Raw genomic sequence first — 13,520 nt, forward strand, 5'->3', positions numbered from 1 at the left:
GCTCTGAACACCAACCGCGGTCATTGCGAGTGTCGAGTAGCGACTTTCTGAAGCAGTCTTGAAAGCGCATCGATGGAGTAGGGTTTCTGCAACAGGTCGAATTGCCCGGCAGTCGTCTGCGACAGGTCGGCAAACTCCTGGCTATAGCCGGTGGTGAGCACGACCGGCAACCACGGGTAGAGCTTTTCGATTGTTCCATACAAGGCGATTCCACTCATGCCCGGCATGGAGATGTCCGAAAACACCACGTGGAAATTCGCAGGGTTGGTCGCGAGCACGCCGAGTGCCTCCTCGGCATTCGAAACCCAAAGCACCTCATAACCGAAGTCTTTGAGGGTCTGTTCCGTGAACCGCCCGATTTCCTCGTGATCCTCCACCACCAGGACGCAAAGGCCATGGCCCAGCGCGCGAGCCGCTTCGTCGTCATGCTCCGCGACCTGCTCGTGACGTTGCGTTTCAGGGAGGTAGATACTGAAGCTCGACCCGCTCCCCAGCGTACTTTGGACCAAGACCTCACCGCCAGATTGCTTGGCAAAGCCGAAAACCTGCGACAGCCCCAGCCCTGTGCCCTTGCCGATGCCTTTGGTGGTGTAGAAGGGTTCAAAAATTCGGCCCAGATCCTCTGGACTGATGCCGCTGCCGGAATCAGTGATGGAGACGACCACGAAGTCACCCGTACGCTGAGCATGGGCGCGGACAGAGGGTATCGATGAGGTGCGGCTCACCTGTATCGCCAAATTGCCAACGCCGTTCATGGCATCACGTGCATTGACCACCAGGTTCACGATCGCGGTGTCGAACTGGCTCTCGTCGGCGTTGATGAAGCACGCATCCATGGGGGCATCGATGTCTACCTGGATACGGGAGCCGGTCAAGGCATCGAGCATTTCGCCGACTCGGGCGACACTTTTGCCCACGTCGAACACTTCTGGCTTGAGCGATTGGCGGCGGGCGAATGCCAGCAACTGATTGGTGAGCTTGGCGGCGCGATCTACCGTGTCTGAAATCGCCGCTACATATTTGCTGCGCCGAGCGTCAGGCAAGGAAGAGGTCTTGAGCAGGTCAGCGCACGACTTGATGACAGTCAGCAGGTTGTTGAAGTCGTGGGCAACGCCGCCGGTGAGTTGGCCGATGGCTTCGAGTTTCTGCGATTGGCGAAGGGCTTCCTCTGAAGCTCTGAGCGCCGCATTGGCTTCCTCTTCAGATTGCATGTCGCGCCCGACCGCATGAATGAATTCCTCATCCGGCACAGCGGTCCAGGAGATCAGCTTGTAGTGACCGTCGGTATGTCGGAAGCGATTCTTGAACGAAGGAACACTATGGCCCTTGCTCAGCTCGGCGATGGCGCGGGCCGTCTCTGCAATATCATCCGGGTGGACGAGCGACAGCAGCCCTTCGCCCAGAAGCTCTTCTTCGTTCAGCCCCAGCACTGGCCCCCAAGCGGGGTTCACTGCCGAGATGGTGCCGTCAAATCGCGCGACAAGCATGAGATCCGCCGACAGTCGCCAGATCCGATCTCGGTCTTTGGTGCGTTCGATCACGTCACGTTCGAGCGCCTCGTTGATCTCACGCAGTGCGTCCTCCGCGTCGCGCAGTTGGGTCATGTCGCGGGAGACGCTCAGCAGTTTTTCAGGCTTGCCGTCGCGGCCCAGAATAGGGCTGACCTGCACATGCCACCATTTGAGGTTGCCGGTCAGGGTGCGCGCACTCCCCATGAAGCTGGCGTGGCCGCCCGCCAAGGCCTGCTGAACCGCAGCCTTGGCCTCGTGATGGCCTTCGTCCTGCCAAAAGTCCGGCCACGGGCAGCCTTTGATCGCGTTGAAGTCACTGACTTCCATGATCCGCTGGCCACCCTCGCTCATGAAGGTCAGTCGACCGTCCAGATCCAGCACCTTGATGCAGTCATTGATGCTGGCCAAGACGCGGTCGGTGAACGCCTCGTTATCATCCAGGCGCTTGAGGGTCAGGATTTCCTGCGTGGTTTCTTTGACCTGGCAGACAATGCCATCCACGTGGCCACTCTCGCCGTGTATCGGTGAGAGGGAGAATGTCCAGAAGGTGGGGGTCATCACGCCTTCGCGAAGCAGGCGTACGGGATGGCGTTCGACGCGACTGCCTTCGCCCTGAAGGGCTTTTTCGACCCAGCCGGAAAGCTCGCTCCAGACCGTCCCCCAGACCGAGGACATCGGCTGCCCCAGACCTGTATCAGCGATGGCCGCAAACAAGGCGCGATAGGCGTCGTTACAGAAAAACAGCTGATCAGCGCCCCACACCAGGTACATCGGCTCTGGCGAATTGAGAAGCAAGCCAAGTGTCGTCTTGAGCGTCAACGGCCACGCTGCGCGCGGGCCTAGAGAGGTCTCGGACCAATCGGCGTGACGGATCTTGTGACCCATCACGCCGCCGCCCACGGGCAGATCTACGCTTGTACTCATGACAGAACCATCGCCAGCATCCGACCTATCGCGAAAAAACAGGCCGCATCATCTCAGGTAGGGAGGGACATCTCTACGGAAACGATTCATGGCGATCAGCCATTGGTCAGATAGAGAGCCCCGCTCGCGCCTTGCCGAGCAGGGATATCACCGGTGGGCCGGGTGAACGTGCTGGGTCAGCTCGCCAGTTGTACCGCTTCGCTCGACGCTGAACGTTTGGACATCAGCACCAGCGCCAAGGCCAGCAACGCCATGACGCCACCGACCGGCGCGATCGCGGTGTAGCCCAGGCCCAGGCTGAGGGCCGCACCGCCTGCCGCCGCGCCCAGGGCATTGCCCAGGTTGAACGCGCCGATATTGACCGACGAGGCCAGTGCCGGTGCGTCGTGGGCTTCTTGCATGACCCGCGTCTGCACCGGCGCCGACACGCCGAAAGTGGCAGCGCCCCACAGCAACAGAGCGATGGTCGCGCCTGGGCCGGTGGTGGCGACCAGCGGAAAGATAAAGCTGATCACGGCCAGCAGGCTGAGGAAACCAATCAGCGTGCCCTTGAGCGAGCGGTCCGCCAGCTTGCCGCTGATGGCGTTGCCCAGGGTGAAGCCGACGCCGATGGTCACCAGCATCGCGGTGACGAAGGCGGGGGTGGCGTGGGTGATGTTTTGCAGCACCGCGGCGACGTAGGTGTACAGGGTGAACATCGAGCCTGCGGCGAATGCCGTGGTCATCAAGGCGTTGAGCACCGCTGGCTTGACCAGCACGCGCAGCTCGTTGCCCACGTGCGGGCGCGGATGGGACTCGCCACGGGGCAGGGTCAGGAACAGCGAAAGCCCGGCGATCAGGCCCAGCACCGAAATCGCCACGAACGCCATCCGCCAACCGATGGCATGGCCCAGCCAGGTGGCCGCTGGTACGCCGCCGATATTGGCCACAGTGAGCCCCATGAACATGATCGACACGGCGGAGGCGCGTTTTTCCTTCGGTACCAGGCTCGCGGCGACGATGGCGCCGAGGCCGAAGAAGGCGCCGTGGGACAGGCTGGTGACCACCCGGGCGGCCAGCAGGGTGTAATAGCCCGGCGCGATGGCCGACAGCAAGTTGCCCACGGTAAACAACACCATCAGCCCCACCAGTGCCGAGCGTCGGCGTGCGGAACTGAGCAGCAGGGTAATCAAAGGTGCGCCAATCATGACACCGAGCGCGTAAGCGCTGATCAGCATGCCGGTGGCCGGAATGGACGCGTCCACGCCTTGGGCGATCGAGGGCAGCAGGCCCATCGGCGCGAACTCGGTGACGCCGATGGCGAAGGCTCCCGCCGACAGGGAGAGCAGTTGTGATTTCATCCTAAAACCTATTGACGAGTAAGTTATTGCTGTCAGGGTACTCGTCAGTAACCCAGTTTTCAAATGGCTTTTAACTCAGATTTCAAGCGTCGCAAACCGCTCAAGCACGCAGCCACAGGCCATCGCAGAGCAGCAGGGCGCAGCCTCGGGCGACGGCTGCACGCTCTTGTGGCGTCATCGGATCCCTGGCCATCTGGTCGATCATGCCGACGAAACACTTGCCGATCTGGGTGGAGGAGATGTCCGCGCGAAACAGCCCGATGGCTTGCTCCTTGGCGATATTGCGGGCGATCCAGGACGCCAGCCCGGCTTTGGTCGCGGTGCAGCCCGGCGGTTGGAAGAAGCCGATCTGAGTCAGGTCGGCGTCCTCGGCGAGGAAATCCAGAAACTTCAGAAAGCTGGCACCGACGCTTTCCAGCAGGTCCTGCTGGCTCATGGAGGTTTCGATCAGCAGCGTTTTGGTCAGGGCTTCGAGGCGCCGGCGAAACTCGCCCACCAGTTGTTCGTAGGCTGCTTCCTTGCTCTCGAAGTAGTTGTAGAAGGTCGGCTGGCTGAGCCCGCTGGCGAGCACGATGTCGCTGACCTTGGTGTTGTGAAACCCCCGCAGGGCAAACTCCGACGCGGCGATGGCGCGCAGGCGCAGGTGGGTCTTTTCACCCTTGGTCAGCGGTTGGATGGATTCTTGTTGTTGTTTTTGCATGGGGTTACCTGAGCCTTGTTGCCGTTGCTGTCGATACGGGAAATACGAAAAGTACTGGCGAGTAATGTTGCCTGCTCAGGCAGTGGGTGGCAAATGTCGGGGGCGATCAGCGGGTTCTGGGCGCAGTCATTTCGCCGAGGATTCTTCCGGCATCCTTTGACGGCGGCAGCCCGAATACCCTCGCGTAATCGCGGCTGAATTGGGTAGCGCTTTCATAGCCCACCTCGAACGCCGCCGCCGTGACGCTCTTGGCGCTGGCCACCATCAGTGTCCGCGCCTGGAGCAAGCGCACGCGCTTCTGATACTGCAGCGGGCTCAGCGTGGTCACCGCCTTGAAGTGACGATGAAATGCCGAGACGCTCATCGCCGCCCGCTGCGCCAGCGCCTCGACGCGCAAGGTTTCGGCAAAGTCGCGGCGGATCCACTGAATGGCCAGGTTGACCCGCGCCATGGCGGTATCCGGCGCGGCGATTTCGCGCAGCATCCAGCCATGCGGGCCTTGCAGCACGCGATAGAGGATCTCGCGCTCGTACACCGGCGCGAGGGCGGTGATGGCTTGGGGATCGTTCATCAAGCGCAGCATGCGCACCCAGGCATCCATCAACTCGGGTGTGACCGCGGCGACCGAAAAGCCGGGGTCGTTGTCGTACCGCCCGGCAGGTTTGGGCAGCTCGGCCAGCAAGGTGGTCAGCACGGTGGGATCGAGCGTCAGGCTGACGGCCAGATACGGCTCGCCGGTCGCCGCCGGGTGCACGGTGCCCACCGCTGGCAGCTCGATGGACATGACGAAATAGGTCGCCGGATCGTACCGCAGCGTGCGATCGCCCACGGTCATGGTTTTGCTGCCCTGCAGGATCAGGTTGATCATCGGCTCGTAGACTGCCGCCAGCAGGTGCGCGGGAATCTTGCCCTGGACCATGGCGACGCGCGGGATCCCCGTCTCGGTGCGGCGGTTTTCGGCCTTGGCGGCCAGGGTGCGCAGTTCGTTCAGTTGATCGTTCATGGCAAGCATCCTGGGGGCGCCATCAGGTGCAATGCAAGCGAAAAGCAGAAACGGGCAGATTTGTAGCAGTAATGGCTGCGCCCCTGGTGGTGCGGATGACTACTGTGGACGCTCATTCGATCGACAGTGGAGTCTGGTTATGGGCGTTATCGTTATTACCGGCGGCAGCCGAGGCATCGGCGCAAGCGCAGCGGAGCATATTGCCCGGCGCGGCATGAGCGTCATCCTGACTTACAAGGCTCAGCCAGACGCCGCCGCCACCGTGGTAGAGCGTATCGAGCAAGCGGGCGGCAGGGCGGTGGCGCTCAAACTCGATGTCGCCGACGTCGGCAGCTTTGCCTCCTTTCGCGAATCGGTGGTATCGACCCTGCAGCAAACCTGGGGCGTCAGCCATCTCGCCGGGCTGGTCAACAATGCGGGCTACGGATTGTTCGAGCCCTTGGCGTCGGTCAGCGAGGCGCAGTTCGACGGGCTGTTCGGGGTGCACCTCAAGGGGCCGTTCTTCCTCACTCAAACACTGCTGCCACTGCTGAGTGAAAACGCCAGTATCGTCAACCTGACCAGCGCCACTACCCGAGTGGCCACCGCCGGAGTGGCGCCTTACGCGGCATTCAAGGGCGGCCTGGAAGTGCTCACACGCTACATGGCCAAGGAGTTTGGTGAGCGGCGTATTCGCGCCAATGCGGTGTCTCCGGGCGCGATTCGGACCGAGTTGGGCGGGGGCCTCAACGACGAGTTCGAGGCAATGCTGGCGGGGCAGACCGCGCTGGGCCGAGTCGGTGAGCCAGAGGACGTGGCGCGGGTCATCGCCATGCTGCTGTCGCAAGAGGGCGCCTGGATCAATGGGCAGAGCATCGAAGTGGCGGGCGGCTACCTCGTTTGAGCGGGGGGTGATGCTGCATCATGTTCTTGCGGTGAGCGATATCACCCGCTTTACGCGTTGATCGACACCGCCGTATCAGGGGCCATTGTCTGCAGCAAATACTGAGTAAATGCCTCGACTACGGGCTGCACGGTGGCGGGTAATCGCAGGCAGATGGCAAAGGTCGGGAGCGCAGGAAGCCCCGCCAGGGCCGAGAGCACTTCCAGGTCATCGGGCACGGTGGACGCCAGCCAGGCGGTGACCGCGAGGCCAACCCGAACGGTCGAGGCGGTTGCGTCGAAACTGCCATTCTCGAACACCGTTCGCCACGCAATCCCTTCTTTCGCTAAAGCCCCCAGCACCAATGGGCGAAAAGCGCAGCGCTCATCTTCACCCGGAGGCGCAACCTCTCTGGCCACGGCGTCGGGCGCGAGATTTGGCTTGGGTCGATCCTTGCCGTTGATCTTCGGCATCGCCGTGAGCCTGGCGTATCGCGCGAAGCGGCGCGCCGGCTTCGGGCGCGCAATTGGGCCAGCCGCTAGGGCTGTTCAGGGCCATACCGCTGCTGCTGTTGAATCCCAAAAGCTGGGCCATGGCGGTCAGCGCTGCCGCAGCCTTCGCCCCTTTGGCCGGTAGCCCAGGTGCGCTGGCGGTGCTGCTGGGGTTGTCGTTCGGCATCGCCGCCTCGGTATCGTTGACCCTGTGGTGTGCGCTGGGCGTTTTGCTTGCGCGCATGCTCCGCACTCCGCGCCATTGGCGCTGGTTCAACCTGTCCATGGCGGCGCTGCTGGTGTTGTCCATCATTCCAACCTGGCGGTGATTGCGGGCGAATGGCGTTGGCGACATCGGGTGTCTGTCGAGTTGTCGCGGTATTTGGGCGATTGTCGTCGAGCTATATCTGCTAAATGGATAAGCGATACAAATACTACCCGTTTTACCTATTAATCGCCCGTGCCTATGCTGCGACCACCGAACCATCGGACCGATCCAGGAGGCACTATGCGCGACCCAAGCTTGGCCAGGAGCATGCACGGCGGCCAACCGCTGGCGGCACTTTCGAATCCGAAAGAGGCCATCAGGCAATTTACGCCCAATTGGTTCGCGGCCACCATGGGCACGGGCATCCTGGCCCTGGCGCTGGGTCAGTTGCCCGGGCAGTTCGAGGCGTTGACGCAGCTCGGCAAGGCCCTTTGGTTATTCAATATCGTGCTGTTCGTGGTCTTTGCCGCGCTGTACACCGCCCGCTGGATCCTGTTTTTCAACGAGGCCAAGCAGATTTTCGGGCATTCCACCGTTTCGATGTTTTTCGGCACCATTCCGATGGGCCTGGCAACCCTTGTCAACGGCCTGGTGCAGTACGGTCTGCCACAGTGGGGGCTGCCCGTCATCGCTTGGGCACACGCGCTTTGGTGGCTGGATGTGGCCATGGCGCTGGCGTGCGGCGTGCTGATCCCGTTCATGATGTTCACGCGTCAGGAGCACAGCATCGACCAGATGACTGCGGTGTGGCTGTTGCCGGTCGTGGCGGCGGAAGTGGCCGCCGCGAGTGGTGGCGTCATTGCGCCGCATCTGAGTGACGCCAGTGCGCAATTCAATATGCTGATTACCAGCTACGTGTTGTGGGCGTATTCGGTGCCAGTGGCGCTGAGCATTCTGGTGATCCTCGTGCTGCGTCTGGCCTTGCATAAATTGCCGCCTGCCAACATGGCAGCGTCGAGCTGGTTGTCGCTGGGGCCGATCGGCACGGGCGCCTTGGGCATGTTGCTCTTGGGTCACGATGCACCGACGATTTTCGCCGCGCACGGCATGGCCGGTATCGGTGAGGTCGCGGCCGGCATCGGGATGATCGCCGGCATCCTGTTCTGGGGCCTGGGCCTGTGGTGGATGCTGCTGGCCGGGCTGATCACCGGGCGATATGCCAAAGCCGGTATTCCGTTCAACCTGGGGTGGTGGGGCTTTACCTTCCCGCTGGGAGTGTACGCAGTGACCACGCTCAAGCTGGGGGCCATGCTGCACCTGGCGTTGTTTGATGTCCTTGGGGTGATTTTCGTCGTGATGTTGGCAGCGATGTGGGCGGTGGTCGCCGCTAAAACGGCCAAGGGTGCCTATCAGGGCAACTTGTTTGTGTCGCCCTGCATTGCGTCTTTGTGCGGCTGATGCGCGGCGCGCCGGTGCGCCCGATCAAGCCCAACGTTTCGGATTGCGCGCAGAAGGGCGTCCGGGCTTGGGGCTGCACCGATCAGCTCTCGGGAGGCGCGACGGGGGCTTGATCAGCCTCGGCAGCCAGCTTCAGCCGATCCGCCTTGCTGATGTAGGTATTCTTGTTCGCCGGTGCCAGTTTGGCGCTGGCCTTTTTGGCCTTGGCCTTGAACAACTGCTTTAACTTTTTTTGGCGATTCATGGCGTTGGTGCTCGGCTGGTCATTTGGTGAGACGACGGGTCATCAGAAGTTGGATGTTGATGGCAGGAGGAGGCATCGCGCAAGCGAAAAGCAGAAACGGGCAGGCATGACGCAGGAACGGCTGCGTTTGCGTGCAGGGCGGCGAGTACTGTGGGGGCCTGTTTCAACCACCACGGAGCACCACATCCCATGAGCACACTGCTGATTTACGGCGCCACCGGCTATACGGGGCGTATGGCCGCACAACACGCCAAGGCGCTAGGGCTCGACTTCGAAATCGCTGGGCGTGATCGCCCGAGCTTGGCCGCATTCGCCGAGGTACTGGGCGTTCCTTTTCGGGTGTTCGCTACCGATTTGCAGGCGTCAGCATCGCTATCGGGCATCTCGGTGTTGCTGAACTTCGCCGGGCCATTCGCGCAAACGGCAGACGCGTTGATGTGCGCTTGTATCAAGGCGGGTGTCGATTATCTGGACATTACCGCCGAGATCAACATGTACCGCCTGGCCGAGCGATTGGGTGCGCAAGCGGCTGAGGCTGGTGTGATGCTCTTGCCGGGCGTCGGCTGGGACGTGGTGCCGACCGACAGCCTGGCAGTGCATGTAGCGCAGCGGGTGGACCATCCGGTGGCGTTGCAGATCGCGCTTCAGGTCCCTGGTTCCATGTCCCGAGGGTCGGCCAAAAGCGTCAGCGAAATCATCGGCGCAGGGGTGCTCGCCAGGGTGCAGGGCGAACTGATTGCGACCCCTGATGCGGCGCCTCGGCACTTTGATTTCGGCGAAGGGCCGGTGCTGTGCGTACCGCTGTCATTCGGCGATCTGGTGACCGCCTGGCATTCGACCGGCATCCCCAACATTGCGATGTTCGTGCATATCGCCGGTGATGCATTTCCTCAAGGCGATCTATCGCAGCTACCTGATGGTCCTACGGCGCAAGAAAGGGACACGCACCGGGCGCGCGCAGTGGTCGAAGTCACTGGGGCGCAAGGCACGGTCGCCCGATCGGTGATCGAAACAGTGAATGGTTATTCCTACACGCCACTGGCCGCTATCGAAGCCGCGCGCCGCGTCCTGGCGGGAGAGCGGCAGCCCGGTTTTGCGACCCCGGCGCGGGTGTTCGGGGGTGGATTTGCGCAGAGCATCGCGGGGACGACGGTGACTGATCTCTGAGCCCTGGGAAGCCTAGCCTGCACTGCAGGTGCAGGTGCAGGTGCAGGTGCAGGTGCAGGCTAGGATCAAAGCTCAAAGCTCAAAGCTTGGGCAACTGCCCGATGCGCCCCATCATTTCGGTCACGATCTGTAAGTCCAGCAGGAACTGCTCTGTCGTCTTGAATTCGTTGTCGGTGTGGCCGGTGTATTTGACTTCAGGTCTGGCGAGGCCGAACTGCACGCCATTGGGCAGTTCATGCACTGATGTGACGCCGGCTGAAGTCCCGAACTTATGCGCCATGCCCAGGTTTTCAGTGGCCACGGCCAACAAGGCCTTGACCCATTCACCTTCAGGGTTGCGATACATCGGCTCGGCAACGGAATAGTCGAAGGCGGGTGCAATGTGGGTTTTCTTGCTCCAGGCCGCCAACTTGTCAGCGATTTGCGATTTCAGTACTTCTGGAGACTTGCCCTTTGGAATACGCAGGTTGACCGCAAGTTTGAAAGATTTATCGTCCTGGGCGACATAGGTCAGCGAAGCGGTGAGCGGGCCCATGAACGCATCTGAAAAACCAACGCCCAATTTGCCACCCAGGTAGTCAAGCCCCCAGTTGTCGGCGGCGTAGCGTGCGGCGTCGGTGATTTCATTGTGCTTGAGCGCGATATTGCCCTGCAGGCGGTTGATGAAATCCAGCATCCTCGCCACCGGGTTGACCCCAGCCTGGGGCTCGGAGGAGTGAGCGGAAACACCGGTGACCGTCAGTTTGACGTCCTTGCCGACCACCTCGGCAGTTACTTCGAAGTTGCCACCATTGTGCTTCGCATAAGCGGTGCCGGCCTTTTGCAGGCTGGCCGCCAGTTCAGCCGGCTTGTCTGTCAGCAGCGTGGCGACCGATTTCGATGGGATCTGATTGGTGGCTCGACCACCCGTGACAGCCGTAATTTCCGCGCCCTTGCCCTCGGCGTCACGCCGCGCAAACGTGGCCATGACGGTGCCATAGCCTTTTTCGGCGATCACCACCGGGTAACCGCCATCCAGCGCCAGGTTGTATTGCGGGGTGGGGTTGCGCGCGAAGTAGTAAGGGATGGCGTCGCCGGTGGTTTCTTCGGTGGTGTCTATCAACAACTTGAAGTTCCTGGCCAGCGGCAGCTTCTCTTCCTTGATTGTTTTCATGGCGTAGAGGGCAACCACGATGCCGTTCTTGTCGTCTTCGGTGCCGCGGCCATACATGCGGTCGCCGATCTGCGTGACCTTGAACGGGTTCAGCCGAGTGCCGTCTTCAAGTACCCAGTTTTCAGGCGTTACTGGCACTACATCGGCATGGGCGTGAATGCCCACCACTTCATTGCCGGCGCCTTGGAGGGATATTTCATAGACCCGGTTGTCGATGTTGCGAAAGTCGAGATTGAAGCTCTGGGCGAGGCTCTTGATCTTGTCGGCGAACTTGATGAACTCGGGGTTTTCATGCTGGGCGACGCCATCGACACGGAAGGTTGGGATGGCCACCAGTTCACGCAGGGTTTCGGTCGCCGCGCTGGCGTATTTGATCCGCGTATAGATGCCCAGCAAGCGATCGATTTCGTTTTGCTGTTCGGCGGACAGCGTCTTGTTATCAAGAAACGCACTGATTGCTGGGCCTGCATCATCGGACTTTGCCGTATCGGTTTTTGCCAGTCGATCCAGAAATTGCCTGAAATCCGTGACCGGTACGTCGGTAAACGTCTTCAGGATTTCCTGACTTTGTTGCGCGGTGATGTTGGCTTGAGCAGCAGTGGTGAAGCTCGACAGGCTGGCGAGCACCAGAGTCGTCGCGGCCAGGTGCTTGAATGAAAAGTCCATTGTGAGAGGCATTCCTTTGCAGGGCGGTTTGAGAAAGTAACTGACCTTTTGATCAGAAACGTTTTGCAAACTAACACTGCCGTGTCGACCCGGGGAACCCTTGCCGTGAGATCTGTCGCGCCGAAATGCAAAAGCGGCGCAGATTTGAAAACTCGATGCAAGTGCTTCAGGGCGATCCAGGTAACCGTTATTACGAGTCAGCAAGATAGGGCGCGCACCTGCTTACCCGGCGAATTGGCAGCCCACCTTGCACGCTGAGTCAATCAGTGCCCGTAAGTCCCGACGATGCTCTGGCCCGCCAAACCATGTCCCTTGAGCCGCAGCAGCAACTCTTCGCGGCTGAGACCGGCAGGCAATGCGCCCGGCGCGAGGTCGGTGGCAATGACCGTGAGCACGTAGTGATGAGGGTTGTCACCGGCCGGTGGGCAAAGCCCCTTGTAGGCCGCTGCGCCGGCGACGTTGTTGCCCACGGTGATGCCGTCGAGGCTGCTGGCGGCTTCGCCTTGGCGAATCTGCCCCCGCGCCGGGTCGACGTTGTAGACCACCCAGTGGGCAACGCCCAAACCCTTGGCGCCGTCCGGATCGAACAGCAGCGCTGCGATCGAGCGGGTGCCCGTGGGCACATTGGTCCAGCTGACTTGCGGGGTGCTGGCCTTGCCACTGCCGCAGTTGGCCTCGGCGCCGATAAAGGTCAGCGGTATCGGCTTGCCATCGGCGAGGGACGTCGAGGCGATCGACAGCGACGCGGCCTGAGCACTCGTGGCCGCAGCCAGTGACAACAACGCAGTGGCCGCGCATAGACGCAGGTTGATTTTCATGTCGGCAGGTCTCCGGGGACGGGATCGTCACCTGCTAGGACCGGTCGCTTGCCGTTTGGTGCGATACGCTGGCCTGGGTTGCCCTGCAAACAATGAAACCCTGCCGATATCCCTCAGTCCCATGGTTTGTCCCCGCTGAGTGTTCGCACCGGCAAATCCAGGCAGGATCGCCCCGATGAAACGCCTCAAGATTGCCACCTTCAACATCAACGGCATTCGTGCCCGGCTCCCCAACCTGCTGGTGTGGCTGGAGCGTGAACGCCCCGACGTGGTGTGCCTGCAGGAACTCAAGGCGCCCGACAGTGCCTTCCCGGCTGCCGAGCTGGAGGCCGCCGGATATGGCTGCCTGCACCTGGGCCAGGCGTCATGGAACGGGGTGGCGATATTGGCCCGCGACAGCGAGCCGCTGGCCATTCGCAAGGGCTTGCCGGGCATGGAGGCAGACCCCCAGGCGCGCTACCTGGAGGCGGCGGTGCAGGGTACCGTGGTCGCTTGCCTCTATCTGCCCAATGGCAATCCGCAGCCCGGCCCCAAGTTCGACTACAAACTGGCCTGGTTCGAGGCCCTGATCAAGCACGCGCACACGCTGCACGACAGTGAGCATCCGGTAGTGCTGGCGGGGGACTTCAATGTGGTGCCCACGGATTTCGATATCTACAGCCCGCGCTCGTGGCAAAAGGATGCCTTGCTGCAGCCCGAGAGCCGCGAGTGTTTCGCTCGCTTGCTGACCCAAGGCTGGACCGATGCCCTGCGTCATCTATATCCGGATGAGCAGGTGTTTACCTTCTGGGATTACTTTCGCCAGCACTGGCAGAAGAATTCCGGCTTGCGCATCGATCACCTGCTGCTCAACCCCGCAGCGTCGCGGTTCCTCAAGAACGCTGGCGTCGATGCCTGGGTACGCAATGAGGACCACGCCAGCGACCATGCGCCGACGTGGATACAGCTGGGGGGACGGGGCAAGGCGTAGTGCAC

Annotated in this window: 13 protein-coding genes; 5 read left to right on the forward strand and 8 right to left on the reverse strand. The window is 61.6% G+C overall.

Translation table 11 applies throughout. The features are described from left to right. Nucleotides 1–20: 20 nt before the first annotated feature. The 4 genes from LIX93_RS21680 to LIX93_RS21695 all read right to left on the reverse strand — a co-directional run bounded on the left by LIX93_RS21680 (nucleotide 21) and on the right by LIX93_RS21695 (nucleotide 5,478). Nucleotides 21–2,396 (reverse strand): PAS domain-containing protein, encoded by a 2,376-nt coding sequence (locus LIX93_RS21680; RefSeq protein ID WP_226506112.1) that lies wholly within the window; start codon nucleotides 2,394–2,396, stop codon nucleotides 21–23. A 215-nt stretch (nucleotides 2,397–2,611) separates the two neighbouring features. Further along, nucleotides 2,612–3,775, reverse strand: a complete 1,164-nt coding sequence (locus LIX93_RS21685; protein ID WP_226506113.1) for an MFS transporter — start codon at nucleotides 3,773–3,775, stop codon at nucleotides 2,612–2,614. A 100-nt stretch (nucleotides 3,776–3,875) separates the two neighbouring features. Next, nucleotides 3,876–4,475: a TetR/AcrR family transcriptional regulator gene (locus LIX93_RS21690; protein WP_226506114.1), complete on the reverse strand. Its 600-nt coding sequence runs from the start codon at nucleotides 4,473–4,475 to the stop codon at nucleotides 3,876–3,878. A gap of 106 nt (nucleotides 4,476–4,581) precedes the next feature. Next, nucleotides 4,582–5,478, reverse strand: a complete 897-nt coding sequence (locus LIX93_RS21695) for an AraC family transcriptional regulator (RefSeq protein WP_226506115.1) — start codon at nucleotides 5,476–5,478, stop codon at nucleotides 4,582–4,584. A 139-nt stretch (nucleotides 5,479–5,617) separates the two neighbouring features. On the opposite strand from LIX93_RS21695, the gene LIX93_RS21700 reads away from it, so the two are divergent. Beyond that, the gene (locus tag LIX93_RS21700) at nucleotides 5,618–6,361 is read left to right on the forward strand and encodes an SDR family oxidoreductase (RefSeq protein ID WP_226506116.1); all 744 of its coding nucleotides are present in this window, start codon (nucleotides 5,618–5,620) and stop codon (nucleotides 6,359–6,361) included. Nucleotides 6,362–6,411: 50 nt separating this feature from the next. Here the strand turns inward: LIX93_RS21700 and LIX93_RS21705 are convergent, their stop codons facing one another. Continuing rightward, nucleotides 6,412–6,813 (reverse strand): hypothetical protein, encoded by a 402-nt coding sequence (locus LIX93_RS21705; protein ID WP_226506117.1) that lies wholly within the window; start codon nucleotides 6,811–6,813, stop codon nucleotides 6,412–6,414. Nucleotides 6,814–6,866: 53 nt separating this feature from the next. Between LIX93_RS21705 and LIX93_RS21710 the strand changes: the two genes are divergently transcribed. Both LIX93_RS21710 and LIX93_RS21715 read left to right on the forward strand, forming a co-directional pair. Beyond that, nucleotides 6,867–7,160 (forward strand): hypothetical protein, encoded by a 294-nt coding sequence (locus tag LIX93_RS21710; protein WP_226506118.1) that lies wholly within the window; start codon nucleotides 6,867–6,869, stop codon nucleotides 7,158–7,160. Between the two features lie 206 nt (nucleotides 7,161–7,366). Continuing rightward, nucleotides 7,367–8,497 carry a TDT family transporter gene (locus LIX93_RS21715; RefSeq protein WP_226506230.1) on the forward strand — a complete coding sequence of 377 codons (1,131 nt, stop codon included), beginning with the start codon at nucleotides 7,367–7,369 and terminating at the stop codon, nucleotides 8,495–8,497. Between the two features lie 82 nt (nucleotides 8,498–8,579). On the opposite strand, the gene LIX93_RS21720 is transcribed toward LIX93_RS21715, so the two are convergent. After that, a complete protein-coding gene (locus LIX93_RS21720) occupies nucleotides 8,580–8,741 on the reverse strand; it encodes a DUF2986 domain-containing protein (RefSeq protein ID WP_226506119.1) in 162 nt (53 codons plus the stop codon). Between the two features lie 189 nt (nucleotides 8,742–8,930). Here LIX93_RS21720 and LIX93_RS21725 point away from each other — a divergent pair, with 189 nt between their 5' ends. Then, entirely contained in the window at nucleotides 8,931–9,908 is a 978-nt protein-coding gene (locus LIX93_RS21725) for a saccharopine dehydrogenase NADP-binding domain-containing protein (RefSeq protein ID WP_226506120.1), read from the forward strand. 79 nt (nucleotides 9,909–9,987) lie between these two features. Here the strand turns inward: LIX93_RS21725 and LIX93_RS21730 are convergent, their stop codons facing one another. Next, the gene (locus LIX93_RS21730) at nucleotides 9,988–11,727 is read right to left on the reverse strand and encodes a dipeptidase (protein ID WP_226506121.1); all 1,740 of its coding nucleotides are present in this window, start codon (nucleotides 11,725–11,727) and stop codon (nucleotides 9,988–9,990) included. Nucleotides 11,728–11,990: 263 nt separating this feature from the next. Beyond that, the gene (locus tag LIX93_RS21735; RefSeq protein WP_226506122.1) at nucleotides 11,991–12,545 is read right to left on the reverse strand and encodes a YbhB/YbcL family Raf kinase inhibitor-like protein; all 555 of its coding nucleotides are present in this window, start codon (nucleotides 12,543–12,545) and stop codon (nucleotides 11,991–11,993) included. A 175-nt stretch (nucleotides 12,546–12,720) separates the two neighbouring features. Between LIX93_RS21735 and xth the strand changes: the two genes are divergently transcribed. Then, nucleotides 12,721–13,515 carry an exodeoxyribonuclease III gene (gene xth, locus LIX93_RS21740; protein WP_226506123.1) on the forward strand — a complete coding sequence of 265 codons (795 nt, stop codon included), beginning with the start codon at nucleotides 12,721–12,723 and terminating at the stop codon, nucleotides 13,513–13,515. Nucleotides 13,516–13,520 lie beyond the last annotated feature (5 nt).

It is taken from the genome of Pseudomonas sp. MWU16-30317 (genome assembly GCF_020515695.1).
GTDB lineage: Bacteria > Pseudomonadota > Gammaproteobacteria > Pseudomonadales > Pseudomonadaceae > Aquipseudomonas.

Bases quoted from the DNA above. Each gene is read 5' to 3' on its own strand.
- LIX93_RS21680 (WP_226506112.1), bottom strand. From the start codon at position 2,396: ATGGGTCACAAGATCCGTCACGCCGATTGGTCCGAGACCTCTCTAGGC.
- LIX93_RS21685 (WP_226506113.1), bottom strand. From the start codon at position 3,775: ATGAAATCACAACTGCTCTCCCTGTCGGCGGGAGCCTTCGCCATCGGC.
- LIX93_RS21690 (WP_226506114.1), bottom strand. From the start codon at position 4,475: ATGCAAAAACAACAACAAGAATCCATCCAACCGCTGACCAAGGGTGAA.
- LIX93_RS21695 (WP_226506115.1), bottom strand. From the start codon at position 5,478: ATGAACGATCAACTGAACGAACTGCGCACCCTGGCCGCCAAGGCCGAA.
- LIX93_RS21700 (WP_226506116.1), top strand. From the start codon at position 5,618: ATGGGCGTTATCGTTATTACCGGCGGCAGCCGAGGCATCGGCGCAAGC.
- LIX93_RS21705 (WP_226506117.1), bottom strand. From the start codon at position 6,813: ATGCCGAAGATCAACGGCAAGGATCGACCCAAGCCAAATCTCGCGCCC.
- LIX93_RS21715 (WP_226506230.1), top strand. From the start codon at position 7,367: ATGCACGGCGGCCAACCGCTGGCGGCACTTTCGAATCCGAAAGAGGCC.
- LIX93_RS21720 (WP_226506119.1), bottom strand. From the start codon at position 8,741: ATGAATCGCCAAAAAAAGTTAAAGCAGTTGTTCAAGGCCAAGGCCAAA.
- LIX93_RS21725 (WP_226506120.1), top strand. From the start codon at position 8,931: ATGAGCACACTGCTGATTTACGGCGCCACCGGCTATACGGGGCGTATG.
- LIX93_RS21730 (WP_226506121.1), bottom strand. From the start codon at position 11,727: ATGGACTTTTCATTCAAGCACCTGGCCGCGACGACTCTGGTGCTCGCC.
- LIX93_RS21735 (WP_226506122.1), bottom strand. From the start codon at position 12,545: ATGAAAATCAACCTGCGTCTATGCGCGGCCACTGCGTTGTTGTCACTG.
- xth (WP_226506123.1), top strand. From the start codon at position 12,721: ATGAAACGCCTCAAGATTGCCACCTTCAACATCAACGGCATTCGTGCC.